This window comes from Streptomyces sp. 11-1-2 (genome assembly GCF_003595545.1).
Classification (GTDB): Bacteria; Actinomycetota; Actinomycetes; order Streptomycetales; family Streptomycetaceae; genus Streptomyces; species Streptomyces hygroscopicus_B.
The window spans coordinates 10,876,999-10,902,085 of the sequence record NZ_CP022545.1 but is presented as its reverse complement, the minus strand read 5'-3'; the positions used below and the strand labels follow the sequence as shown (position 1 = coordinate 10,902,085).

The window sequence follows — 25,087 nt, the reverse complement described above, 5'->3', positions numbered from 1 at the left end:
GATCCGCCGGGGCGGACACGGCGCCAGGTCTCTGCCGGGTGGGTGACGGGTGGGGTACGTGATCGGTAACCGGCTGTCATGTCACGCCGGTTGCCGCTCAGCATCACGGCGGACGCATCGTGAGCCGGTGATTTCAAGGGGGCTTCCTGACCGCCACGGGCACCGTCGCCGACGGCTGGCAGATCTTCGCCCCCGTACATCGACCCGTCGGCCGCCCCCGTCCGCGCCTTCGCCACCGCCTACCGGAAGCGCTACGGCTCCGCACCCCCGTACTGGGCGGCCGAGGCATACGACGTGGCCCGCGACGGGGAACACCTTCCGCTTCCTGGCACGCAACGACCGGGTCAAATGAGCTGGTTGATCATTTCGTCACCGGGCGTGAACGGTGAACGTCCACGTTCCGGAGCCGACCCGGTACGAGACCGCTTCGCCGGTCGCCCGGATCTTCCGCACGTCGGTCGGGGCCTGGACCCGGTCATCCTGGTGCGTCAGAGGCACCCGCACCACCGCGCGGCTGTTGGCCGGGATGGTGACGGTCAGTCGCAGGGTGTCCCCCGTCTTCTTCCACCCGGCGGCGACACGACCACGCACGGTCTCCTGTGAGGCGGACACCCGGTCGAGGGAGCCGGGGATCCGTGGCTCGACCGCGATCGTACGGTACCCGGGCTCGGTGGGCCGGATCCCCGAAAGAACGGTGTACAGCGAGGTGTTGATACCGGCGAACATCGCGTGGTCGTGGGTTTCCATCGAGGAGCGGTAGAGCCACTGTTCCCAGGTGGTGGTGGCCCCCTTGGCGAGCTGGAAGCCGAAGCCGGGATACGTGCGTTGGTGGAGCATGGTCATCGCCAAGTCGATCCGCCCGGTGCGGGCCAGCGCGTCGACCAGGTAGCGGGTGCCGAAGATGCCGGTGTCCAGGTGCCGGGCGTCGTGCTCGACGATGGTCCGGGCGAGCTGGTCGCCGACATCGGCGACCTTGCCGGCGGGCACCAGCCCGAACGCCAGCGGGAGGATGCTGGTCACCTGGCGTCCGCTGCCGTACGTGTCACCGGCTTCGTTGAGGAAGTGCGCGTTGAACGCGTTCTTGATGCGGCCTGCCAGGGACTCGAAGTGGCGCGCGTCCCGCCGGTGCCCGAGGACTCCCGCGGCCTTGGCCGCGGCCCGAGCCTGCTGGTAGGAGAGGGCGGTGTTGACCAGGGAGACCTCGCTGGTGCAGTCCCCGGCGGTGGGGCTGCCCATGCCGTCGTTGGCCTGCGGCCCGTGATCGGGCGGGCACCAGTCGCCGAAGCCCTTGTCCGCGGGCCAGATGAGGCCGGGGACCTCGGTGGCATTGCGGTCCACGAACCGCTTCATGTCCGGATAGGCCGTCTCCAGCACGTCCCGGTCGCGGTACTGCTCGTACAGCGTCCAGGCCAGAGTGACCTGACCGCCTGCCATGTCGGGGTACTGCGCCTTGACGTCGTCGGAAGGCAGCGCGGTGCCCGGCGGCAGGTCCTGCAGATACTTCGCGTAGAAGCCATCCATGCCGAATTCGCGCGTCGCCGCGTCCCGGTAGGCCTGGACGTCCATCGCGGGAGGGGTGCGCTCGTCGCGCACCGGCGTATCGGTGGGCGTGCTCATGGAGTTGTTGAGAATGCTCCAGCGGTTGTTCTTCCAGATGCGGTTGAGATCCTCGCTGGAGGAGGTGAAGGCGCCGGTGGAAGCCACATCCACGTGGACGACGCGTGCGCGCACGTCCCCGAGGTCCGCCGTCCCGGGAGATCCGGCGACCTCCAGGTAGCGGAAGCCGTGATAGGTGAAGCGCGGTTCATAGGTCTCGCGGCGGCCCGTCCCCGCGAGGGTGAAGGTGTCGGTCGCCGCGGCGTCCCGATTGGTGGCGGTGTCCAGCGTGCCGTCGGCGTTGAGCTCCTCGGCCGTACGCATGGTGATCCGCGTACCGGTCTCGCCCTTGGCACTCAGGTGCGCCCAGCCGGCGATGTTCTGCCCGAAGTCGTAGACGTAGGTGCCCGGTCGGATCTCGGTCACCTTCCGCGGCCTCAGGGTGTCCGTCACTCGCAGCGGCGGCATGGTGTCGGACCGCGGTGAGCCCCGCGGCGCGTCGACCATCGACACGCTGTCCCAGGAACGGTCGTCGAAGCCCGGCTCGTCCCAGCCGTCCTGTTCCTTCCGGGCGTCGTAGGACTCACCGTCGTACAGGTCGTCCGCGGTGATCGGCCCGATGGACCACGTCCAGGACGGGTCGGTGGTGAGGCGACGCCGAGTACCGTCGGTGAAGGTGACGTCGAGCAGCATGACCGCCTGCCGCTGGCCGTTCCAACGGAAGCCGTACCGGCTGAAGTTCTCCCCGTAGCCGTGGCCCAGCCACAGCCCCACGGTGTTGCCGCCCTTGCGCAGTTCCTTGGTCACGTCGTACGTGTCGTACAGCACCCGCCGGTCGTAGGGCGTGTTCGCCGGTGCGAGGACACGGTCGCCGACCTTCGCACCGTTGAGGCGCAGCTCGTGGAAGCCGAGACCGGCCACGTAAACACGCGCACCGGCCACCTTCTTGTCCAGGGAGAACTCCTTGCGCAGCAGAGGAGCCCCGGCCTTCGGATCAGACGGGCCAATCCATCGCGCACCCGCCCAGTCCTCGGGGGCGCGCAGCGCCGTCTCCCACGAGGAGGGGGCACTCCACGTCGACGCCCTGCCCTGACCGTCCCAGACGCGAACCTTCCAGTAGTAGCGGGTGCGGGGCGCGAGCCGCCGACCGCCGTAGGGCACCCCCACGGACTCGTCGGAGTGCCGTCTGCCGCTGTCCCAGACGTTGCCGTGGTTGTGCGCCAACTGCTCGGCGGACGTGGAGACCAGGATCCGGTAGGCCGACTGCACGACGTTGCGCGACTCGGTGTCCAGCTTCCATCCCAGCAGAGGGCGAGCGGCGTCGACTCCGAGCGGATCGGCCCGGCCATCGACGGTGGCGCCACGGACATGGAGTCCGCTGTCCACGGCGGCAGCCGGGTTGCCGGTGACCAGCGCCGTGGCCAGGAGCACGGCGGCGCCAAGGAGTGCGAGAACGCCTTGGGCCGGTGCGGAACCGCTGCGTCGGAGCACGTCGAGCACCTCTCGCCATGGGCATCGCCCGATTGCCACCGCCAGGGAGTAAAACGATTCAAGACGCCCTTGGTTATAGCAGCGCCGGCAACGCGCGGCTAGTGGCCCACCGCGCGCCCGACTCCGGACGAGGCGGACGAGGCGGTGGCGGTGACGGTGTGGCGACGGAGGATCCGTGAGGGTCCCATCGTCGGGTCCTTGCTCACCCTTGGGTGTGTTCGGGCGGGTTGATCCGCGACGCGTCGATCGCGGAGGCGCTGGTGCCCCACTTCTTGAGGATCCGGGCGTATGTGCCGTTGTCGATCAACTCGTTGACGGCGGCCTGGAAGGCGCGGGTGAGCGGCGAGCCCTTCTTGAAGGCGAAACCGACGTCGAGGCGGTGGTACTCGCCGAGGAAGGAGGTATGGGCGGCGGACTGGGCCGCTTGGTACCGCAGTCCGTTGATGGTGGACATGACGACGTCGATGCGGCCTTGCTGCAGGGCCGTGAGGACGGCTCCGTTTTCCGCGTAGACCTTCACGTCGTACGGCTTCTTCCCGGCCTTGGCGCACACCCCCTTCTGCCGGGTGAGGGTCGCCTCGAAGGTGGTGCCGGCCCCGGTGCCGATGGTCAGCCCGCACAGCTCGGTCAGATCGGTGACCTTCCGGCTGAGCGCCGTGCCGCCCTTTTTGACCGCGAAGCCCTGGCCGTCGTTGATATAGGTGACGAAGTCGATGGTCTTCAGACGCTCGGCGGTCACGCCGAAGTTGCCGGTGCCCACGTCGAACTTGCCGCTGCCGAGGGCGGGCAGGATCGTCTCGAAGGAGGCGTCCTGGCGTTCCAGCCTGACGCCGAGCACCTTGGCCACCGCGTCGGCGATGTCGATGTCCTGGCCCGCGGGCTTCTTGTCCGAGCCGTTCGGGTAGTACGCGCCCGGCGGGAACCCGATCGAGCTGCCTATCCTCAGGGTGCCGGACCTGGCGACGTCGTCGGGCAGCAGGGCGGCGACGGAGTCCACCTTCCGTACGGCGGCGACCGGGTCGTCGGTCGGCGCGGGAGAGGCCTGGGCTCCCGCCGGCGTTGTGCCGTCCGTGCCACCGGAGCCACCGCAGGCGGTCAGCGCCAGGAGTGACAGCAGCGTCAGCGCGGCGATGCGCGGCCGAGTTCTGGTCCCGGGGTGGTTCACAGCTGGGGGCCTTTCCGTTCTGCGCCGTGGTGGCGGCGATGGGAATATCTCTGTGGTCGTGCGACGGAGGTCATCGGCGCACGGCGGCCAGGGGCCGCGCGCCACGCGCCGCACGCTCGGCATCACGCTTGGCGACCTCCTCACGGACGACCGGGATCACGTGCCGGCCGAAGTCGATGGCATCGCCCAGCAGGTCGTAGCCGCGGGCGGAGAGGATGTCGACGCCGAGGTCGTAGTAGTCGAGGAGGGCCTGGGCGACCGTCTCGGGGGTGCCGACCAGGGCGTTGGAGTTGCCCGCCCCACCGGTCGCCGCGGCGGTCGGGGTCCACAGCGCGCGGTCGTAGCGCTCCCCCGCCTCGGCGATGGCGATCAGCCGCTGTGAGCCGGAGTTCTGCGGGTGTGCCTGCCCGGTGTGTCGCCTGGTGACCGACTCGCCGCTCGCCTTGCGGGCCTCGATCGCGCCCACCGTACGGCGGGCCTTCTCCCAGGCCAGTTCCTCGGTCGGGGCGATGATCGGACGGAACGCCACCTGGATGCGCGGGACGTCGGTACGGCCCGATGCCTTCGCGGCGGCCTTCACCGCCTCGATCTGCTCGGCGGTCTTCTCCAGGGGCTCGCCCCACAGGCAGTAGATGTCGGCCTCGGCGCCTCCCGCGGCGTACGCGGCGGGGGACGATCCGCCGAACGAGATGTCCGGGCGGGGCTGTTGGGCTGGGAACACGTCACTGACGAAGTCATGGAAGCGGTAGTGCTCGCCCTCGTGGTCGAAGGGCTGGTGAGTGGTCCAGATCTTCCTGACGATCTGGATGTACTCGCGGGTGCGGGCGTAGCGCTGGTCCTTGGTGAGCGTGTCGCCCTCACGGCCCTGCTCGTGGTCGTTGCCGCCGGTGATGAAGTGCACGGTCAGCCGCCCCTCGCTGATCTGGTCGAGAGTGGCGAAGGTCTTGGCGGCGAAGGTCGGATACGAGACGTTGGGCCGGTGGGCGAGCAGGATCTGGAGCCTGTCCAGCCTGCTCGCGATGTACGCGGCGGCCGGCGCGGGGTCGGGCGATCCGGACCCGTAGGCGAACAGCACCCGGTCCCAGCCATGGTCCTCGTGGGCCCTGGCAAGCCGGAGTGTGTACTCCTTGTCGAATGCGCCACCGGAGCGTGCGGTGGTCTCGGAACCGTCATGGGTCGCGGCGATGCCGAGGAATTCCACGGGCATGGGAATGGCCTTTCGGGAGGACAGGGGGAGCACACGGACAGGCCGGAACGGCCCTTCGCATGGCCGTACGGTTCGCATGGCCGTACGTGACGGCATCGGGGAAATGCCCAGTGGCTGGAGCAGGCGTGACGACACCGGGGCGTCGGGAGAAGGGGTGGCGGCAGCGTGTGTCCGGGCGCTCGCGGGGCCGTGTCCGAACGCGGCTCAGTGCCCGCGTTCAGCGGCGATACGACGAGAGAGCTCGGCCCGCGACGGGGTCACCGAGGGAGGGAAGGGCCGGTCAGACAGCCCGCTGCCGAGTCAGGCGCAACAAGCGGCCGACCACACCCGGCCGAAGTCGATGTGGCCACGGGTGACCAGGCGCTGCTCGGTATTCATGGGAGCAATTAGGCAGTACCCAACGCTTCTCGTCAACCACCGCCCGCATACCGGACCGGCGTTGACCGGTTCCCACGTGTTCACCGGTTCCCACGTGTTCTTGACAGATGCATGCACTGGGTACTTACGATCGATGGCGGACGGGCCCGCCGCGCGCGGCGGCCCTTCCGGCCGCGTTGAGGGACGCGGTGAGCGTGATGACGCCGAGCCCGGCCGCACCGTACCCGCGTACCGCCTTCTCGGGTGCCCGTGTGCGCGTGCCACCGGGCTGTCACCGACACCCGTGCCCCCTCACCCGGAGAGCCTCCCGATGGCCACGCCTTCCCATACCACCGCTCCCGACGCGGTACCCGTTCCCGTCGACAAGCGCCCCGAGACGGGCGTCCCCGGTCCCGGCGACCTGCCGCGGATCGTGCCGCGCCGACGCATCGGCCGCCGGCTGACCGCCGCCGCCGCGCTCCTGGTCTTCGCGATGGTGGTCAACTCCGTTGTGCGCAATGACGCTTTCCAGTGGGACGTGGTGGGCCGGTACTTCACCACCAGCGCCGTGCTGGACGGACTGCTGCTGACCCTGTGGCTGACCGGCGCGGTGATGGTGCTCGGTTTCCTGCTCGGCATCCCGCTGGCGGTGATGCGGCTGTCCACCAACCCCGTGCTGTCCATACTCAGTTGGGGCTATGTGTGGATCTTCCGCTCCACGCCGCTGCTGGTGCAGCTGCTGTTCTGGTTCAACATCGGCGCCCTGTACCCGACACTCGGCCTCGGCCTCCCCTTCGGCCCGCAGTTCGTCACCGTCAAGACGGTCAACCTGCTCGGCCCCACCCTCACCGCCGTCATCGGCCTGACCCTGCACGAGGCCGCCTACGCCGCCGAGGTGATACGCGGCGGCATCCTGTCCGTGGACTCCGGCCAGACCGAGGCCGCCCAGGCACTCGGGCTCGGCAAATGGCGCACACTGCGCCGGATCGTCATTCCGCAGGCGATGCGTTCCATCGTGCCGACCGCCGGAAACATGCTGATCGGCACGCTCAAGGGCACCAGCATCGTCAGCGTGCTGGCCGTGCACGACCTGCTGTACTCGGTGCAGCTGGTCTACAACCAGACCTACCAGGTCATCCCGCTGCTCATGGTGGCCACCCTCTGGTACATCGCGGTCACCACCGTGCTGAGCGTGGGACAGTTCTACGTCGAGCGGTACTACGCGCGGGGGGCCGCGCGGGCACTGCCGCCCACCCCGCTGCAACGGCTGCGCGCCCGTGCGGCCGCCGTCCCGCGCACCCGGTCGCGCGCCACGACAGCCAAGACCGGCGTCTGACGCCGTGGGCCCGTCCGGCCACGAGGGCCGGACGGGACCATGCGGTACCCCACCGCGTCGTCGGGTTCAGGACCGGGTGCCTTCCGGTATCAGGGGTGTGGCGTCGAGACGGTGGAACGCGCGGTTGAAGTAGACGAGGCTCTGGCCACCCGAGTGGGTGCGGATCCGCTCGATGTCGACGAAGAGCACGCTGTGGGAGCCCATGGGGACGGCGTGTGTGATCGTGCCGATGGCGCTCACCAGGGCGTCCTTCAGGACCGGCACATCGTGGGCGCGGTCCCAGACGTCCCAGGTGAAGCGCTCGGCCATCGGCACCTTCGTGGCCCCGGCGAAGTGCAGGGCCAGTTCCTGCTGGGCGCCGCCGAGCACATTGACGCAGACCCTTCCATTGGCCCGGAACACATCGTGCATGGCGCTGCCGCGGTTGACACAGACGAGAACGGTCGGCGGATCGTCGGTCACGGAGCAGACCGCGCTGACGGTGATGCCACAGCGGCCGTTCGGGCCGTCGGTGGTCAGGATGTTGACGGCCGCCGGGAGATGCGCCATCGCCTCCCGGAACTGGGACGGGTCGGGGGTCACGGCGGTGCCCCTCCTCTCCTGGTTCGGTTCGGATTCGCTCGAGCGGTCGCGGTGCTCGGGGTGAGCGTCAGCGCATGTACAGGCCGCCGTTGGCGTCCCAGCACGCGCCGGTGACCGCGTCCGCGTGGTCGGCGGCGAGCAGCACGGCCATGTCGGCGATGAACTCCGGGCGTCCCAACCGTCCTACGGGGATGGCGCGTTCGAAGGCGTCGATCTTGTCCGGCGGAATGATGTCGCGGACCACCGGCAGATCCAGGGGGCCAGGGGAGATGGCGTTCACCGTCACCCCGTGCGAGCTGAGCTCGCGGGCGAACACCTTCGTCAGGGTGGCCACTCCCCCCTTCGCCGCCGCGTAGTGCCCACCGGTCCCCGAGCCGCCGTTCTGACCGGCGAGGGAGGCGATGTTGACGATGCGCCCATAGCCCCGTTCGGCGAAGTAGGCGCCGAAGACCTGGCAGCCGAAGAAGGCGCCGTTGAGGTTGGTGGACACGATCCGGTCGAAGCTCTCAGGGCTGATGTCCATCAGCGATTCGGCCTTGGTCAGGGCGGCGTTGTTGACCAGCACATGGACGGCGCCCCAGCGGTCGACGAGCTGATCGCGGACGGTCGCGAAGGCGTTCTTGTCGCGTACGTCCAGGGCGAGCCCGGCGGTGGCGCGGCCTTCCGGGTCGAGATCCGCCGCGGCCTGCACGGCGCCCGCCTCGTCCAGGTCGGTGAGGGCGACGCAGTAGCCCTGGCCGTACAGCCGGCGGGCGATGTGGGCGCCGAGGCCGCCCGCCGCTCCCGTCACAACGGCGACGCGGACGTTCTCGGTGGTCATCGGTCGGCCTCCGGCTCGGGCAGCGGACAGCCGAGACGCGCCTCGATCTTCATATAGCGCCACAGGCCGTGCTCGCCGACCTGGACGGTGCGGAAGAGGTTGCAGGCGGCGGCGACCGTCGGCTGGTCGACCACGTCGGCGAGCACGTAGCTGGTCCAGGGCCAGGAGGCGGAGGGGCCGACCATGTGCTGGTCGTCGTCGATGGTGCCGAGGACGCTCACCCCGGGCAGTGCGTAGAGCTGCGAGAGCATGGAGGTGAAGCCGTCCCAGACGGCCTTGCCCTGGCCCGTGGGCAGATCGAAGAAGTTCTGGTTGACGCCGATGCAGAACAGCACGCGCAGGGGTGTCTCGGGGGATTCGGGCACGGAGATCCCGCCTTTCAAGGTAGCCGGGGACAGAGGTGGTGGCCGGGGAGGGCAGAGGTGGCCGGGGGTTCAGAGGTAGCCGGGGGTTCAGAGGTAGCCGGGGAAGGGCTGGACGCCCATGAGGACCGCGCCCGCGCCGTCGTACATGCCCTCCTGAAGGAAGGCGTGCTGGGGGACGACCGAGGCGTCGCGCAGATAGCGCTGCATGGGGCTGCCGTCGGCGATGGCGGCGATGCCACCGAGCTGGTAGGCGGCGCGGACCACCTCGAAGGAGGTCTTCGCGAGGTGGGCGGAGGCGAGCCGCAGCGAGCTGGTCTGTCCGGGGCTCGCCGGGTCCCCCGCCGCCACAGTGGCCCACACCTCCTCGGTGGTCTCGTAGAAGTAGGCCCGCGCGGAGCGGAGTTGGGCCTCGGCCTGGCCGACCGTGATGCGATAGGTGGCGCGCTCGGCGGGTTTCGGGGCACCTGTATAGCTCGCGCGGCCGCCCTGGGCGATGACATGGTCGAGCGCGGCCCGCGCCACCCCGAGGCCGACGACGGCCAGCACCTGGGCGGCGTACGGGACGGTCGGGTAGCGGTAGAGCGGCTCGTCCACGGTGGGTTCGCCGCCGCGGACGAAGGTCCAGTCCTCGGGGACGACGGCCCCGTCCACCACCAGGTCGTGGCTTCCGGTGCCGCGCATGCCGATGACGTCCCAGTTCTCGACGATCTCCACCTGCTCGGGCCGCAGCACGGCGGTGAGCGGTCGGCCGCCCCGGTCCTGACCGCCCTTGATGCCCACGCCGAAGACGTCCGCGCCCTTGCAGCCGCTGGCGAACTTCCAGCGGCCAGCGACCCGGTGGCCGCCCGGGACCCGCTCGGTGGGCTGCACCGGGAACAGTCCCCCGGCGAAGACCACATCGGGCCCGTCGGCGTACAGCTCGGCCTGGGTATCGAGCGGCAGCGCCGCCAGGTAGACCAGGGACGAGCCGAAGCTGGCGACCCAGCCGGCCGAGCCGTCGACGACCGAGATCCGCTCGATGAGACGGAGGAACGCGGCGGGCGGAAGGGCGTCGCCGCCGAATTGGCTCGGGGTGCTCGCCCGGTAGATTCCCGCGGCCTTGAGTTCCTCGATCACATCGCGCGGAACATGCCCCATCTCCTCGAATTCGGCACGCCGCCGGGCGACCACGTCCAGCGCCCGGTCGAACGCCGATCCGGAGGGCGACCGCCCCGCGGCCGCCGCGGTGTCGGCATCCAGCGTCTGCGTCATGAGCGAATCTCCTCGCGTTGCCGGGCGGTTCTCCCGCCCGCCTTGTCATCACGCTAGGCGCGGCCGCTCAGGGGCCTCAATTGGGAGTTGGATGCTTCGGCTAGGGGATTTCCCCTACCCACCCCGCCCGTCGGCGGGCAGCGTGAACCGGAAAACCGCGCCGCGCGGCTCGTTCGCGTGGACGTCCATCCGGCCACCGTGGCGGGTGATGATGCGGTGGCTGAGGGCGAGGCCGATACCGCTGCCGTTCTCCTTGGAGGTGAACACACCGTCGAAGAGCCGGTCCTCCGCGGGCGGGCCGTTCCCCCAGTCCTCGACGGCGAGCACGGCGGACCCGTCCTCGCCGCGCCGGGTGGTGATCCGCACCCTGCGTTCCGCCTCCGGCCGGCCGGCCATCTCGTCCACCGCGTTGAAGGCGAGGTTCATCACGACCTGTCCGATGAGCACGTTCTCGCAGCGCACCGGCAGCGGCTCGGCGGTGAGGCCGTATTCGACCGGCACCGCGTGTTCCTGGGCGCGCAGCTCGATGAAGTACGCGCAGTCGCGCACGATCGCGTTGAGGTCGGCCCGTTGCTCGGACTGTTCCAGGCGGCCGACATAGCCGCGCAGGCTGGCCAGGATGGTCCGGGCCCGCTCGATCTGCCGTACGGCGTTGTCCAGCCCCCAGGCCACGCTCTCGTCGCCGCGTCCGAGCCGGCCCCGTGCCCCTTCGACGAAGTTGTACGCGGCCGCGAGCGGCTGGCTCACCTCGTGGGCGATGGCCATCGCCATGTCGCCCATGGCGTTGTTGCGGGCCAGATGGTCCAGGCGCTGGGTGTCGCGGCGGTGCTCCTCCTCGGCGCGGACCCGGTCGGTGATGTCGTAGAAGAGCAGCATCCGGCCGTGCAGATCGCTCTCGATCTCGATGTACTGGCAGGTGGCCGCGTACCAGCGGGGCTCATCGCCGGGTGCGGCGAACCGGTAGCGGCCCTCGCGGTCGGGTACGGTCCCGTCGCGGCAGTAGCCGGTGAAGTCCGCCCCGTGGAGGTCGCCGCCGAGCAGCCTGGCCGCGGATTCGCTGGCGAAGACCACCCGGTCGGTTTCGTCGAGGACGACGATCCCCTCGGCCAGGCCGCTCAGAAAGGCCCGCAGCCTGCTCTCGGTGCGGAACAGATCGCGCCGGACCTCCTTCTCCTCGGCGATGTCCCGGAACTGCACCATCACCACCGTCCGCGAGGGCAGGGCGACGCGGATGGCGATGGCCTCGGTGAGGATCTCCTCGCCGCTCTTGGACCGGTAGCACCACTCGGTGGCGCTGATGCAGTGCTCCACCGCGTGCCCGAGCCAGCGGTGCCCGAGCGCCCGGCTGTACTGGAGGGAGTTCTTGCTCATGTCCGGTGCCTTGAGGGGCCTGAGCTCATCGACGGTCCAGCCGAGCAGTTCGCAGGCGGCCCGGTTGGCCCAGAGGATGTCGTAGGTCCGGGCATCGTGCAGCAGGACGCAGTACTTCAGGGCCTGCATCAGCGTCTGGAAGCCGGACGGCGCAAGACGGTCCACGGCCGGGTCCCTCATCGGTCCGCCGTGGGTCGCAGCCCCAGCCGGAGGATGTCGTGCACAAGGGTCGCGATGCTCTCGGCACCGGTCTTCTCCCGGATCCGGGCCCGGTGCACGTCGACGGTCTTGGTACTGATGCCGAGCCGGGTGGCGATGCGCTTGTTCGGCACGCCGTCGATGGACAGCGCGAGCACCTCCCGTTCGCGGGCGGTCAGCCGGTCCAGGCTCGTCCGCAGCTCGCGCTGGCCGACGGCCCGCTCGAAGCGCTCCCGCGCGGTGCGGAGCGCGGCCTGTACGACGTCCAGCATGTGCTGGGGGTCGTACGGCTTCTCCACGAAGTCGACCGCGCCGTTCTGAAGGGCGCGTACGGACATCCGGATGTCGCCGTGCGCGGAGACGAAGACGACGGGCAGCGGCGCGCCCGTCTCGTTCAGCGACTGCTGTACGTCGAACCCGCTCAGCTCGGGCATGCGCACGTCCAGGACCAGGCAGGCGGGCCGGTCCCGGTCGTAGGAGCGCAGAAAGGCGTGGGCGTCCCGGAACCGCTCCGAGCGGATGCCGACCGACTCGAGGAGCCAGGCGAGCGATTCGCCCAGCTCCTCGTCGTCGTCCAGGATGTAGACGAGGGACATCTCAGCCGGCCCGTCGGCGAACCCCGTCGAGTCCCCGGGTGCGGAAGGTCATGAGGCGGCCTCCTTCAGCCGTTCGGCCCGGCGCCGCGCCTGCCGGCCGGGGTCCGGCACCGGCGCCGCCAGCAGCAGCCGCCGTGTGTAGGCGTGTTCCGGACGCTCCGTGACCTGGGCGGCGGTGCCCGTCTCCACGATGTCGCCACGGTACAGCACGGCCACCCGGTGGCTGATGTGCCGGACCACCGACAGATCATGGGTGACGAAGAGATACGCCACGCCCGTCGCCTCCTGGATCTCGGTGAACAGGTCGAGCACCCGGGCCTGGGTCGTCAGGTCGAGGGCGCTGACCGGTTCGTCGCAGACGATCAGCCGAGGGTCCCGGCACAGGGCGCGCGCGATGGCGATCCGCTGGCGCTGGCCGCCGGAGAACTCACGGGGCAGCCGGTGGACCGCGTCATGCGGGAGATACACCCGGTCGAGCAGGGTGCGCACGCGCTGTTCGGCGTCGCGCCGGGCGACGCCGGTCACCAGCAGGGGCTCGGTGAGGATGTCCAGGACCGTCATGGCCGGGTTCAGTGAGGTGAACGGGTCCTGGAAGACCACCTGGATGTCCTCGCTGAGCGCCCGCCGCTCCCGCTTGCCGAGCCGGGAGATGGCCCTTCCGCCGTACCGGATCTCGCCGCCGGTGACGGGCGCGAGACCGAGGACGGCCCGGCCCAGTGTGGTCTTGCCGGAGCCGGACTCGCCGACCAGGCCGAGGGTTTCGCCCGGTGCGATGGTCAGGGAGATGCCGTGCAGGACGCGGAAGGGATTGCGGCCGCGGCCCTTTCCGGGGTACTCCACCACGACGTCGTCGAGTTCGAGGAGCGGAGCGGTCATGATGTGGCCCCCTTGAGAGGTTCATCGGCACCGGAGTGGGCGGAGAGTTCGCCGCGGACCGGCCCGCCGTCCAGCGTCGAGTCCAGGAGGGTGCGGGTGTACGGATGCTCGGGCGCCGCGAAGATCTGCCGCATCGGCGCCGTCTCCACGATCCGCCCGCCGCGCATCACCGCGACCCGGTCGCAGATGTCGGCCACCACACCGAAGTCATGGGTGACAAGGATCATCCCCATGTCGTGCTCTTGCTGGAGGGAGCGCATCAGGTCCAGCACCTCGGCCTGGACGGTGACGTCCAGCGCCGTGGTCGGCTCATCCGCGATCAGCAGCCGCGGGGCGCAGGAGACGGCGCCGGCGATGAGCACACGCTGCGCCATACCGCCGGAGATCTGATGCGGATAGGACCTGAACACCCGCTCCGGATCCGGGATGCCGACCCGTTCCAGCAGCCCGAGCGCCCTGGTGCGGGCCTCGGACCGGGACAGCCCGAGGTGGGTGCGCATGGGCTCCACGAGCTGGAAGCCGATCCGGAAGCACGGGTCGAGGTTGGACATGGGCTCCTGGGGGACGTATCCGATGCCGTGGCCGCGAAGGCGGTTCAGCGCGGCGGTGTCCATGCCCAGCAGATCCTGCCCGTCGAAGGTCAGCCGGTCGGCCGTCACCTCGGCGTCGTCCGGCAGCAGGCCGAGGACGGAGAACGCCGTCTGGCTCTTGCCCGATCCGGACTCGCCGACCAGGCCGAGGACTTCACCGCGTGCCACGGTGAGGTCCACCCCGTCGACCACTGTCTTCTCGCCGCCGGGCTTCGGATAGCCGACGCGCAGCCCCTCCACGGTGAGGAGGCGGTCCGCGGGGGAATCGGCGGCCGGTGCGCTTATGCGCGCCACGCGCTTACGGCGCTTGTTCACCGCCGGGCGCTCGGTGGTGCCCAGCGCGTCGCGCACCGCGTTGCCCAGCAGGCTGGAGGCCAGAATGGTCAGGCCCATCGCGGCGCCCGGCCACACCAGCAGCATGGGGGCGTTGTAGATGTTGGTGAAGGCGTCGCTCAGCATCGCGCCCCAACTGGCCTGGGACGCCTTGCCCAGGCCGAGGAAGGCGAGCCCGGCCTGGATGCCGATCGCCACGGCGAACACCTGGGTCGCCTGGATGACGGACGGGGCGACCACCACGGGCAGGATATGGCGGCGCATGATGCGCCCGTCGCCGAGTCCCGAGACCCGGGCGGCGTCCACATACAGCTCCTCGCGGACCGCGATCACCGACGCCCGGATGAGCCGGAAGACCATCGGGGCCATGATGACGCCGAGGACGATCATGGCGACGTTGAGATCCTGCGAGACGGCCGCCATCACCACGAGCATCACGATGATGGCGGGCACGGCCATGATGACGTTCACGATCCAGCCGGCCACGGCGTCGAACCAGCCGCGGTAGAAGCCGCTGATCACACCCAGTGGCCCGCCCACGGCGAAGGCCACGAGGATGGCGAGGGTGCCGCCCAGGAGGCTGGTGCGGCCTCCGTACAGCAGCCGCGAGAGCACATCCCGGCCGACGCCGTCGGCGCCCAGCGGATGGGTGCCCGAGGCGGGTGCGAGGGTGTCCCCCATGATGCTGACGTCGGGTGCGTAGTCGGTGAACAGGGGCGCCGCCAGGCTCCCGAGGACCACCAGGACCAGCACCACCAGGCAGCCGGCGGCCACCGGGTCACGCAGCGTCCGGCGCAGCAGGTGGTCCCGCCCGGGGGCCGGAGCGGACGGCTCGGGGGCCGGAGCGGACTCCACATCGGTCATGAGACACGCACCTTCGGATTGAGCCAGCCGTACACGATGTCCAGCAGCAGATTGACCGCGACGACGATGCTCACCGTCACCACGACCGTGCCGAGCAGCACGGGCGCGTCCCCCCGTACGGCGGCCGAGTTGGCCAGGGTGCCGATGCCCGGCAGGCCGAACACCTTCTCCACCACGACGGCGCCGCTGATCAGCCCGATGAACTGGAGGGCGAGCACGGTCAGGGCGGGCGGGGCGGCGTTGCGCAGCGCATGCCGGAACACGACGCTGCGGGTGCTCAGGCCCCGGCTGCGCAGGGTGCGCACATAGTCCGCGCGCAACACATCCATCAGCGCGCCCCGCACCTGCATGGCGGTGGCCGCGGTCGCGGCGACGGCCAGTGACACCGCGGGCAGGATGATCGAGCGGAGCCACTCGGTGACGGAGGCGTCGATGGCGACGTAGCCGGTGGCGGGCAGCCAGCCGAGCTGAACGGCCAGGGTGACGGCGAGGACCAGGGCTATCAGGAAGCTGGGCACCGCGGTGCCGAGCACCGCGGCGAACTGCACCACACGGTCCACCCAGCCGCCGCGCAGCGCCGCCGCCGTGCCCAGGGCGACGCTGAGGACCGCCGCGAGCAGCAGCCCGGCGAGCACGATGGAGAGGGTGACCGGCAAGGTGTCCACCAGGGACTGGTTCACCGGGGCGCCGGTGAACCACGAGCTGCCCAGGTCACCCCGCAGGGCCTGGTCCGCCCAATGCCAGTAGCGCTCCACCAGGGGCTGGTCCAGGCCGAGTTCATGGCTCTTGGCGGTCACGGCGGACCGCGTCGCGGTCTCGCCCAGGATGTTACGGGCGACGTCGGTCCCCGTGAGATTGAGCAGCAGGAATGTGGCGGTGGCCACGACGACCACCAGGGCCGCGCCGGCGGCGATGCGCCGGATCAGAAAGGCGAGCACGGTCAGTCTTTCTCCTTCCGCACGTCGGATCGGGCCGGTGGCTACTTCGCCGCCGGTGCGTAGCTGTGGAGCGGCGGGTACTGGAGACCGGCCTGCGGGGTCGCCGTCACGCCCTTGGCGGTGGCGTAGGCGTTGGCCACCACGCTCCAGGGCGCGTTCCACGCCTGGTCGACGACATGGGCGTTGAGCTGCTTGAACAGCGTGTCCCGCGTCGGGCCGGTCGCCTCGCCGATGCGTGTGATGAGGTCCTCGGCCTTGGGGTCGTGGTACTTGAGCGGATTCCAGGTCGAGTTCTTCGTGAGCTGAAGCTGGACCTTGTCCCATCCGGTGGGGGCGCCCAGTTTGAAGTACGACATCGCGTACTTGCCGGACAGCGCGCTGCTGAAGATCTGGTCGCCGGGCACGTTGTCCAGCTTCACCTTGATGCCGATGTCCTTGAGGCTCTGGGTGAGTGCGGCCTGCTCCTGAGGGAAGGCCGCGGAGAGGTCCGGGAGGGTGACGGCGAAGCCGTTCGGATAGCCCGCCTCGGCCAGCAGTTTCCGTGCCTTGGCCGGGTCGTAGGAGTAGGTGTTCTCCAGCCCGGCGTCGTAACCGTCCTCACCGGGCGCGAAAACCTGCGTGGTGGGGGTGCCGAGTCCGGTCTTGGCCGCCTTGAGGATGGCCTTCTTGTCGAACGCGTAGTTGAGCGCCTGCCGGACCTTCAGCTTTCCCAGGGCGGGCACCTTCTTGCCGGCGCGGTCCCATATGTAGAGCCCCTCGATGTCGCCGGGCTGGTAGGTGGCGACCTTCAGGCCGTGGCCCTTGACGGTCGGCACCCGGTTGAGGTTGACCATGCCGCCGTCGATCTGGCCGGACAGCAGCGCGTTGATGCGCGCGGTCGGGTCGGCGAGGTACTTGATGACGACCTTGTTGTAGGGGAACGCCTTCTTGTTCCAGTAGCCGGGGTTGCGCGTGTAGGTGTACGTCTGGCCCGCGATGGTGGCCGACGCGTCCAGCCGGTACGGGCCCGAACCGACCGGAGTCCCGGGGTCCTTGAGCGACCTGGGGCCGGCCATCATCCCGGAGACCTGGCCCAGCGCCGGAAGCAGGGACGCGCTGGGGTGGCTCAGCTTGATGGTCACGGTCTGTGCGTCGACCACGTCGACGCCGCTGATGTCGCGGATCTCACCGGCGGCCGAGGCCGTGCCGCTCCTGGTGTGCAGCAGGTTCCGCCGGACCGCGTCCGCGTCGAGGGCCGTACCGTCGGTGAACGTGACCCCGGTACGCAGCTTCAGCGTGAGCCTCGTCTGGGTCTTGTCGTACGACCACGAGGTGGCCAGGTTGGGGGTGGGCTCGCCGTTCCTGTCGAGCCGGACCAGCGTGTCGAAGACCGGCTGGTAGTACGAGGACTCGGGGCCCAGGCTGGCCTTGGCCAGATCCCATGGCGTGGCCGTGACCGATTCGGCGAGGGTCAGCGTCTCGTCGCCGTCGGCCGGCGCACCACCGCCGCAGGCCGTGGCCGTCGCCGTCAGAAGCGCGGCACAACCGATGAACGCCACTGTCTTGCGCATGGTCTTCTCTCCACCTGGTTCACGTGTCGGATCACCTCGATGTCCCCCCGGCTCGTCCTGCCACCGGCCGTGCCCCGGCCGGTCCTGGTCCGTGTCGCCCGGTCATGGCTACGCGTTCCGCGTGGCCCACTCCCCGCACAGCCGCACGCTCTCCTCGGGGGTCGGCCGGGCTCCCCGGTCGACCTCGATGATCAGCCAGCCGTCGAAGTCGTCCGGCAGCGCGCCGACGAACCCCGCGATGTCGGCGTTTCCATGGCCCGGCTCCGACCACAGCCCCGCCAGCACCGTCTTCCGGTAGTCCCAGCCCGCTTCCCTGCCCTTGGCGGCGAGGCCGAGGTCCAGGTCCTTGATGTGGACGCTCGCCACCCGGTCCGCGTAGTCGCGCACCAACTGTGCGGCGTCCGCGCCCGCCCAGGCCAGATGGCCCATGTCCGGTCCGAAGCCGAGGACGGACGCGTCGGTGGTGTCCAGAACGAAGCGGGTCTCCTCCTCGGTCTCGGCCCAGGTGCCCACGTGCGGATGGAAGGCGGGGGTGATCCCCTGTGCCCGGGTGATCCCGGCGATCTCGGCCAGCAGGTCCCGTACCCGCTCCAGCCGTCCCCGGTCGGCGAGATGGCCGACCGCGGGGCGGGCCACCCGCTCGGCGTCCTTCGCCATTCCCATGGCGAGGAAGAGGGCGGGCACTCCCAGGGCCGCGTGCTGTTCGGCGGCGCGCGCCGCGTTGTCGCGGAATGTCCGCAGCTCGGCCTCGTCCTCGGTGAGCCGGACGGCGAGGTAGCCGGGCGCGGGGCTGATGCCGTGGTCGGCGAGCCGGGCGGCGTATGCCTCGGGTGTCATATCACCGGGCACGGCGCTGTGCAGGGCGGTGATGCCCGCGTCGCGGATGACCTCCAACTGCCGGTCGAGCGAGGGGGCGAGGGTGGGGTCGATCCAGCCGTCGGCGCTCGCGACCCACTGGAGTGGGTTGATGGCGAGACGGTCCTGCCTGATCTTCATGGTCCATGGTCCTTTCGGTGGCGGTGGCGGTAGCTGTGGCGGTCGCGCGGTCGTACGCCGGTGTCAGTGGGCGGTGCGCGGCTGGGGGCGTTCGCAACTGCTCTCGATCGCCACCACCCGGTTCTCCCGCTGGGCGGTCTCGAAGGCGGCCAGCACCTCGAGGGTGTGGAAGGCGAATCGCGCGTCGGCGCGGTGCGGGCCGCCGTGGAGGGCACCCGCGAGGTCGTGTACGCCGAGGCCGCGGCGGTGCTGCTCGGGGGTGTTCACGGCGCCGAAGAGCGCGGTGACCGGGGTGAGCACCTCCCACTCGTCGTCGTGGTGGCGCTTGACCCGCACATCGCCGTCGAAGCCGTTGGGGTTGGGCAGCGAGAGGGTGCCCTCGGTGCCGTAGATCTCCATGCGGGGCAGTTCGGTGTCCCAGACGTCGAAGCTCATCAGGGTGGTGCCGATGGCTCCGGAGGCGAACGTCAGCACGGCCGAGGCGTGGGTGGGGACCTCGACAGTTATCTCGTCGACCACCCGCTCGGGGCTGGTGACCTTGCGGGTCTTCGCGCCGACGCGGGTGGCGGCGGACACCTGCCGGACCGGGCCGAGGCAGTTGACGAGCGCGGCCAGATAGTAGGGGCCCATGTCCAGGACGGGTCCGCCGCCCGGCCCGTAGAAGGCCCGGGGGTCAGGATGCCAGGTCTCGGAGCGGCTGGACCGCACGAAGGCGGTGGCGCCGACGGGTTCGCCGATCAGACCGGTGTCGATCGTGTGCCGGGCGGTCTGCACGGCGCTGCCGAGGAAGGTGTCCGGGGCCGAGCCCAGCAGCTTCCCACTGCGCTCGGCGGCGTCGAGGACCTCGCGGGCCGCCTCGACGGTGGCCGCGAGCGGCTTCTCGACGTAGACGTGCTTGCCCGCCTCCAGCGCCGCGATGACGGTCTTCGCGTGGAACGCCGGCGGGGTGATGTTGATGACGATCTCGACGGCGTCGTCCGCGAGCAGCTCATCGGGACCGCCCCAGGCCGGGATGGCGTATGCGGCCGCGGCACGCTCCGCGCGGGCCGTGTCGACGTCGGCCACCCGGATCACGTCGAGTTCCGGAAAGGTGCGCAGTCCCTCGACATAGCGGCCGAAGATATTGCCGGCGCCCAGAATTCCGATCCGGTGCCGTGCGGTGTGCTGGGGCATGAGTCTCCTGCGGTCGTGATGTGGTGGTGTACGGGGAGCGGCAGGCGGTCGTCAGGCGACGATCAGCGGGCGCAGGGTGCGGTGGGCGATCTCCAGGCCGGTCTTGACCTTCTCCTCGGTGCCGCCCCACACCGGGTCCTCGTGCTCGACCGAGAGGGTCCCGGTGAATCCGTGCTCGTAGAGGGCGTCCACGACGGCGCTCCAGTCGACCTGGCCCCGGCCGGGCACGCGGTAGCGCCACCAGCCGGTGTCCCACGGGTCCTCCCGCCGGACCGCCTTGCCGAAGAACCCGTAGCGGTCCACCTTTCCGGGGAGGATCTGGAGGTCCTTGGCCTGGGCGTGCACGATCCGGTCCGCGTAAGGCGCGATGGTCCGCACCGGATCGACACCGATCCACGTCAGATGCGACGGATCCCAGTTCAGATACAGCCCGAGGGAGAACATCCACTCCCACAGCTCGGGCGAATAGGCGAGGTTGCCCGGATAGCCGTCCGGGTGCCAGCCCTCCATCACACAGTTCTCGATGATGAGGCGGACGTCCCTCTCCCCCGCGTACTCGACGAGTTCGGGGAAGACCTTCTCGGCCTCTTCCAGATTGGGCGCCACCGGCCGGGTCCAGTCGCGGCCCACGAAGGTGCCCACGTACGGGACGTCGAGGGCCGCGGCGGTGTCGATGACCGCCTTGAGGTGGGCGTGGATCTCCGCGCGGCGCGCGGGGTCGGGGTGGAGGTTGTTCTCGTAGTACGCCAGGGCTGAGAGGTCGAGGCGGTGGCGCTCGAACAGCCCCCGGATCTCCTCGGCGTCGCGCTCGCCGAATCCGGCCACGGGCAGATGCGCGGCCTCGAAGTCCCGGCCTCCGGTGCGTGGCCAGGCCGCGACCTCCAGGGCCTGGTATCCCGCCTCGCTCGCCCATGCGGCGATCTCGGCGAGGGAGAGCTGGGGCAGACAGGCGGTGAGCATGCCGAGTTTCATGCGGTGGCCTCCAGGGCTATGGCGGTGGGGTCGACATCGGTCCAGGTCAATGACGCGGAGGAGGTCAGCACGGCCTCGACGATCCGTGCCGAGCGGACACCGTCCGCTCCGGTGGGCAATCCCTCGGGTGCATCCCCGCGGATCGCCGCGTAGGCGTCGGTGACAAAGGAGGTGAAGCAATCGGCGTAGCCCTGGGCGTGGCCGGCGGGGAGCCGTGAGAGCCGTCGCTGCTCGGCCGATCCCTGGTCCGGGTCCCGGAACAGCACCCGCGCCCCGTCCGGCGCGCCGAGCCATACCGTCTCGGGATTCTCCTGGTCGAAGACCGCGCTGCCGAGCGCGCCGTCCAGCTCGAACCACAGCCGGTTCTTGCGGCCGGCCGACACCTGGGAAACCGTGAGCGTGGCCAGGGCGCCGCCGTCGGTGCGCAGCAGTACGGTCGCCACATCCTCGGTGCGCACCCGCACCCGTGGGCCCCCGCCCCTGGTCGCGAAGCTCGCGCCGGTGCCGGCGGGCCGGGTGGGAACGGTGGTGCCGAGCCTCGCGGTGAGTTCGGTGAAGCGGACTCCGGCCACCCACTCCACGAGGTCGCACCAGTGGGATCCGATGTCCGCGAACGCCCGGGACGGGCCGCCGTCGGCCGGATCGACCCGCCAGGACATGGCCTCCTCGGACAGCATCCAGTCCTGCAGATAGCTGCCGTGGAGCAGCTGCCAGGCGCCGAATTCGCCACGCAGCCACCGGTCCCTGAGCTCCCGGACGAGCGGGTGGTAGCGGTAGACGAAGGGGACCGCGAGCACCAGCCCCGTCTCCTGCGCCAGGCTGGTCAGCCGCTCCGCGTCGGCGGCCGAGGTGGCGAGCGGCTTCTCGCAGATCACATGCTTGCCCGCGCGCAGTGCCGCCTCGGCCTGGCCGATATGCAGTGCGTTCGGGGTGCACACATGGACGACCGATACGCTGTCGTCGGCGAGCACCGCCTCGAAGTCGGGGTAGCGGCCGGGTACGTTCCACTCCTCGGCGACTCGGGCACTGCGCTCGGGGGTCGAGGCCACCACTCCGGCGAGATCTCCGCCGCTCGCACGGATCGCGGCCGCGTGCACGGCACCGATCATCCCGGCACCTGATACCACCGCTCGAAGCGAACCCTTCATCTGATGCACCTCCGTCGTCCTACCGCCGATCGCGGTCTGACGCCGCGCTGCGCATCACCTTGGTTTAGTTCTGGCAGCAAGCACAAGACAGCATATTTAATTTTTTTCAAGACCTAAAAGTGGCCAAATTTTCTGGGTGTCCGCCCTGGAAGCACCTGAAGGGCAAGGCGAAAGGGGGAAATCGTTGACGGACCCAAGGGAGCAACATTACGGTCACTCGAATGCATAAAGACGACGGCTGGGCGGAGGAATCATCCGCCTCCGCATCGGTCCCCCTCGCGCTGCGCCGGGTGCTGGGGCTTGTGATCTCCGGGGAGGCGACCAACCGCGCGGAGCTCGCGCGGCGCAGCGGCCTGGCCCGGTCGACCGTGGGCCAGCAGGTGGAGAATCTCGTCGGCAACGGCATCCTCCAGGAGGTCGAGTCCAGGCGGTCCGTCCGCGGGCGACCGCCCCGGGTGCTGACGATCAGCCCACAGGCCGGCACCGTCGTCGCCGTGGACGTCGACACCACCGCCTCCCATGTGGCCATCGCCGATCTCAGCAGGCGGCTGATCGCGCAGGAAACGGTCGCCGTCCGGATCGACGCGGGCCCGCGAATCGTGCTGGACGCGGTCTCCGAGCTGCTGCGGAGGCTGCTGGCGGAGTACGACCGCGCTCCCGGCCGGGTGCGTGAGGTGGTCGTCGGCCTGCCGGGTCCGGTGGACTTCCAGCAGGGTTGCGCGGTACAGCCCACCGGCATGCCCGGCTGGGACGGCTACCCCGTCGCCGAGCACCTCCGGGAACGCTTCCACGCCCCGGTCGTGGTGGACAACGACGTCAATCTGATGGCCCTGGGCGAGGCCGAACAGGGCGGGGCGGAGACGCCCCTGCTCTGCATCAAGATCGCGAGCGGTATCGGGGCGGGCCTGGTCACCGCGGGCGGCGATGTGTACCGCGGCGCCGACGGAGCCGCCGGCGACATCGGCCACACCCGGGCCGTCAGCGGCGGCAATGTCCTGTGTGTCTGCGGCAACGTCGGCTGCGTCGGGGCGATCGCCTCCCACCGCGCCGTCCTGCGCGGCCTCGGCATCCCCGAGTCGACCGACGACGACCCGCTGTACGGCACCCGGGTGCTCGCCCAGCGCGTCGCCGACAGCGACCCGGCCGCACTGCACGCCGTACGCCAGGCGGCCACGGAGGTCGGGGAGGTGGTCGCCGTACTGGTCCATATGTTCAATCCGCGCAGCATCATCCTGGCCGGTCCGCTGAGCGAACTCCGCGACGACCTCGTCTCCGCCGTACGAGCCGCCGTGTACCAGCGCGCCCTCCCGCTGGCCACCCGCAAGCTGACCATCACCGCGACACAGCTCAAGAGCCGCTCCGGGCTCCACGGTGGGATCGCCCTCGCCACGCGGGACGCCTTCGGACCGGCGGGCATCGCACGACTGCTGGCCGACGAGCCCGGAGCGGAGGGCTAGGCGGCCTCGACGGGGAGCCCGCCGAGGCCGTCGCCGGCCGGGCGTCAGGCCACCGGGGCCGGGTAGGTCGGGTACTCCACCCCCGAGACGTACTGGACGACGCGGATGACCTGGCAGGAGTAGCCGAACTCGTTGTCGTACCAGAGGTAGAGGATCGCGTTGTCGCCCTCGACCTTGGTGGCACCGGCGTCGACGATCGAGGCGTGGCGCGAGCCGATGAAGTCGTTGGAGACCGCGTCGGGGGCGCTGGTGAAGTCGATCTGGCGCTTGAGCGGCGAGGTCAGGGACACATCGCGCAGATAGTCCAGGACTTCCTCGCGGCTGGTCTCGCGGGCGAGTTGCAGGTTGAGGATGGCGATCGAGACGTCCGGCACCGGGACGCGGATCGAGCTCCCGGTGATCTTCGCATCGAGGTCGGGCAGGGCCTTCGCGACGGCGGAGGCGGCACCGGTCTCGGTGATGACCATGTTGAGCGGCGCCGAGCGGCCACGGCGGTCGGACTTGTGGTAATTGTCCAGCAGGTTCTGGTCATTGGTGAACGAGTGGACGGTCTCCACGTGGCCGCGCAGGACGCCGTACTCGTCCGCCATCGCCTTCAGCGGCGGGACGATCGCGTTGGTGGTGCAGGACGCGCAGGACAGGATCTGCTCATCCGGCTTGATCGTGTCATGGTTGACGCCGTGGACGACGTTGGGCACATCACCCTTGCCCGGCGCGGTCAGCACCACCTTGTCGATACCGGGGCGCAGATGCTTCGACAGCCCTTCGCGATCGCGCCACTTGCCGGTGTTGTCGATGAGGATGGCGTCCTTGATGCCGTACGCCGTGTAGTCCACCGACGTCGGGTCATCGGCGTAGATCACCTTGATCTCGTTGCCGTTGGCGACGATCGTGCTGTTCGCCTCGTCAACGGTGATCGTGCCCTGGAACTGGCCGTGAATGGAGTCGCGGCGCAGCAGCGAGGCGCGCTTGACGAGATCCTCACCGGCCCGGCCGCCGCTCCCGCGGACGACGATGGCGCGCAGCCGCAGGCCGTTGCCGGACCCGGCCTTCTCGATGAGCAGGCGGGCGACGAGGCGGCCGATGCGGCCGAAGCCATAGAGGACGACATCACGCCCCTCACGGCACTCGATCTTGTTGGCACCCGTGGCACCGGCGACGGCCTCGGCGGTGAACTCCTCCACCGACAGACCGCGGTCGTCGGCCCGGTACGTCTCGGCGAGCATGCCGATGTCGATCTGGGAGGGGCCGAGGTCGAGCACGGTGAGCGCCTGCAGGAAGGGCAGGGTGTCGGTGACCGAGAGTTCCGCACCGGCGATCTGGCGGGCGAATCGGTGGGTCTTGAGGATGCTGACGACCGACTTGTTCACCAAGGAGCGGCTGTGCAGCAGGACTGTGACGTCCCGCTCCCGATGCAGCTTCCCGATGACGGGGATCATCGACTCCGCGATCTCCTCGCGGTGCTTCCAGTTGGTGAACGAGTCCTCGTTGAGAGTCACAAATCCATCTTTCGAGCTAGGTGGCGCTCATATGGTAACCCCCCAGGTCACGGAGGCACCCGGCACCCCCGACGGCGACCAGGGAGAAGCCCGCAGAGGAACGGCCGCGGGTGACGGTGCCTCAGCCCACCGGGCCCGGGCCCTTTCGTATACGGCCGGTGTCTCGCTTATGAATTGCGACGCGGATATCGGCTGTAAAATGGGAATTTAGTGGGCGACGCTTTTCGGCCAGCGACCACCGCGAAACGCACCATTAACAGGAATTTACCAGTGAGAAATGCCACTCCCCCAGGGAACAGCACCCGGTAGCGATCCGCCTCCGGAGAGGTAGATGGTTTTCACAGGCAACCATCTCT

20 protein-coding genes are annotated in these 25,087 nt (G+C 69.9%); 2 read left to right on the top strand and 18 right to left on the bottom strand.

Translation table 11 applies throughout. The features are described from left to right. Positions 1–369 precede the first annotated feature (369 nt). The 3 genes from CGL27_RS46320 to CGL27_RS46310 all read right to left on the bottom strand — a co-directional run bounded on the left by CGL27_RS46320 (position 370) and on the right by CGL27_RS46310 (position 5,459). A complete protein-coding gene (locus CGL27_RS46320) occupies positions 370–3,087 on the bottom strand; it encodes a family 78 glycoside hydrolase catalytic domain (protein WP_205587859.1) in 2,718 nt (905 codons plus the stop codon). 202 nt (positions 3,088–3,289) lie between these two features. Next, complete coding sequence (locus CGL27_RS46315; protein WP_119993724.1) at positions 3,290–4,252, bottom strand: ABC transporter substrate-binding protein; 963 nt, start codon at positions 4,250–4,252, stop codon at positions 3,290–3,292. A gap of 70 nt (positions 4,253–4,322) precedes the next feature. Beyond that, on the bottom strand, positions 4,323–5,459 hold the full coding sequence (locus CGL27_RS46310; RefSeq protein ID WP_119993722.1) for an LLM class flavin-dependent oxidoreductase: 1,137 nt from the start codon (positions 5,457–5,459) through the stop codon (positions 4,323–4,325). Positions 5,460–6,147: 688 nt separating this feature from the next. On the opposite strand from CGL27_RS46310, the gene CGL27_RS46305 reads away from it, so the two are divergent. Next, entirely contained in the window at positions 6,148–7,152 is a 1,005-nt protein-coding gene (locus CGL27_RS46305) for an amino acid ABC transporter permease (protein WP_119993720.1), read from the top strand. Positions 7,153–7,218: 66 nt separating this feature from the next. Here CGL27_RS46305 and CGL27_RS46300 read toward each other — a convergent pair whose 3' ends face one another. The 14 genes from CGL27_RS46300 to CGL27_RS46235 form a co-directional block, all read right to left on the bottom strand. Next, complete coding sequence (locus CGL27_RS46300; protein ID WP_240450871.1) at positions 7,219–7,734, bottom strand: flavin reductase; 516 nt, start codon at positions 7,732–7,734, stop codon at positions 7,219–7,221. Between the two features lie 67 nt (positions 7,735–7,801). Beyond that, positions 7,802–8,554 (bottom strand): SDR family NAD(P)-dependent oxidoreductase, encoded by a 753-nt coding sequence (locus tag CGL27_RS46295; protein ID WP_119993718.1) that lies wholly within the window; start codon positions 8,552–8,554, stop codon positions 7,802–7,804. Beyond that, positions 8,551–8,919, bottom strand: coding sequence for a hypothetical protein (locus CGL27_RS46290; protein ID WP_119993716.1), 369 nt, complete (start codon positions 8,917–8,919; stop codon positions 8,551–8,553). The genes CGL27_RS46295 and CGL27_RS46290 overlap by 4 nt, the downstream gene beginning before the upstream one ends. A gap of 87 nt (positions 8,920–9,006) precedes the next feature. Next, positions 9,007–10,170 (bottom strand): acyl-CoA dehydrogenase family protein, encoded by a 1,164-nt coding sequence (locus CGL27_RS46285; protein WP_119993714.1) that lies wholly within the window; start codon positions 10,168–10,170, stop codon positions 9,007–9,009. Positions 10,171–10,284: 114 nt separating this feature from the next. Next, positions 10,285–11,706 carry an ATP-binding protein gene (locus tag CGL27_RS46280; RefSeq protein ID WP_119993712.1) on the bottom strand — a complete coding sequence of 474 codons (1,422 nt, stop codon included), beginning with the start codon at positions 11,704–11,706 and terminating at the stop codon, positions 10,285–10,287. A gap of 11 nt (positions 11,707–11,717) precedes the next feature. Continuing rightward, positions 11,718–12,335, bottom strand: a complete 618-nt coding sequence (locus CGL27_RS46275) for a response regulator (RefSeq protein ID WP_119993710.1) — start codon at positions 12,333–12,335, stop codon at positions 11,718–11,720. Positions 12,336–12,383: 48 nt separating this feature from the next. Continuing rightward, the gene (locus CGL27_RS46270; protein ID WP_119993708.1) at positions 12,384–13,211 is read right to left on the bottom strand and encodes an ATP-binding cassette domain-containing protein; all 828 of its coding nucleotides are present in this window, start codon (positions 13,209–13,211) and stop codon (positions 12,384–12,386) included. Continuing rightward, a complete protein-coding gene (locus tag CGL27_RS46265; RefSeq protein WP_119993706.1) occupies positions 13,208–14,998 on the bottom strand; it encodes a dipeptide/oligopeptide/nickel ABC transporter permease/ATP-binding protein in 1,791 nt (596 codons plus the stop codon). The genes CGL27_RS46270 and CGL27_RS46265 overlap by 4 nt, the downstream gene beginning before the upstream one ends. Further along, positions 14,995–15,936: an ABC transporter permease gene (locus tag CGL27_RS46260; RefSeq protein ID WP_119993704.1), complete on the bottom strand. Its 942-nt coding sequence runs from the start codon at positions 15,934–15,936 to the stop codon at positions 14,995–14,997. The genes CGL27_RS46265 and CGL27_RS46260 overlap by 4 nt, the downstream gene beginning before the upstream one ends. Positions 15,937–15,977: 41 nt before the next feature. Next, positions 15,978–17,486, bottom strand: a complete 1,509-nt coding sequence (locus CGL27_RS46255) for an ABC transporter substrate-binding protein (protein WP_119993702.1) — start codon at positions 17,484–17,486, stop codon at positions 15,978–15,980. Positions 17,487–17,594: 108 nt separating this feature from the next. Beyond that, positions 17,595–18,482, bottom strand: coding sequence for a sugar phosphate isomerase/epimerase (locus CGL27_RS46250; RefSeq protein ID WP_119993700.1), 888 nt, complete (start codon positions 18,480–18,482; stop codon positions 17,595–17,597). A 63-nt stretch (positions 18,483–18,545) separates the two neighbouring features. Then, positions 18,546–19,655: a Gfo/Idh/MocA family oxidoreductase gene (locus CGL27_RS46245; protein ID WP_119993698.1), complete on the bottom strand. Its 1,110-nt coding sequence runs from the start codon at positions 19,653–19,655 to the stop codon at positions 18,546–18,548. Between the two features lie 51 nt (positions 19,656–19,706). After that, entirely contained in the window at positions 19,707–20,627 is a 921-nt protein-coding gene (locus CGL27_RS46240; protein ID WP_119993696.1) for a sugar phosphate isomerase/epimerase, read from the bottom strand. Then, positions 20,624–21,775 carry a Gfo/Idh/MocA family oxidoreductase gene (locus CGL27_RS46235; RefSeq protein ID WP_119993694.1) on the bottom strand — a complete coding sequence of 384 codons (1,152 nt, stop codon included), beginning with the start codon at positions 21,773–21,775 and terminating at the stop codon, positions 20,624–20,626. Before CGL27_RS46235 ends, CGL27_RS46240 begins: the two co-directional genes overlap by 4 nt. A 221-nt stretch (positions 21,776–21,996) precedes the next feature. Between CGL27_RS46235 and CGL27_RS46230 the strand changes: the two genes are divergently transcribed. Continuing rightward, entirely contained in the window at positions 21,997–23,232 is a 1,236-nt protein-coding gene (locus CGL27_RS46230) for an ROK family protein (protein ID WP_119993692.1), read from the top strand. A gap of 44 nt (positions 23,233–23,276) precedes the next feature. Here CGL27_RS46230 and CGL27_RS46225 read toward each other — a convergent pair whose 3' ends face one another. Beyond that, positions 23,277–24,731, bottom strand: coding sequence for a glyceraldehyde-3-phosphate dehydrogenase (locus CGL27_RS46225; RefSeq protein ID WP_119993690.1), 1,455 nt, complete (start codon positions 24,729–24,731; stop codon positions 23,277–23,279). Positions 24,732–25,087: the final 356 nt, after the last annotated feature.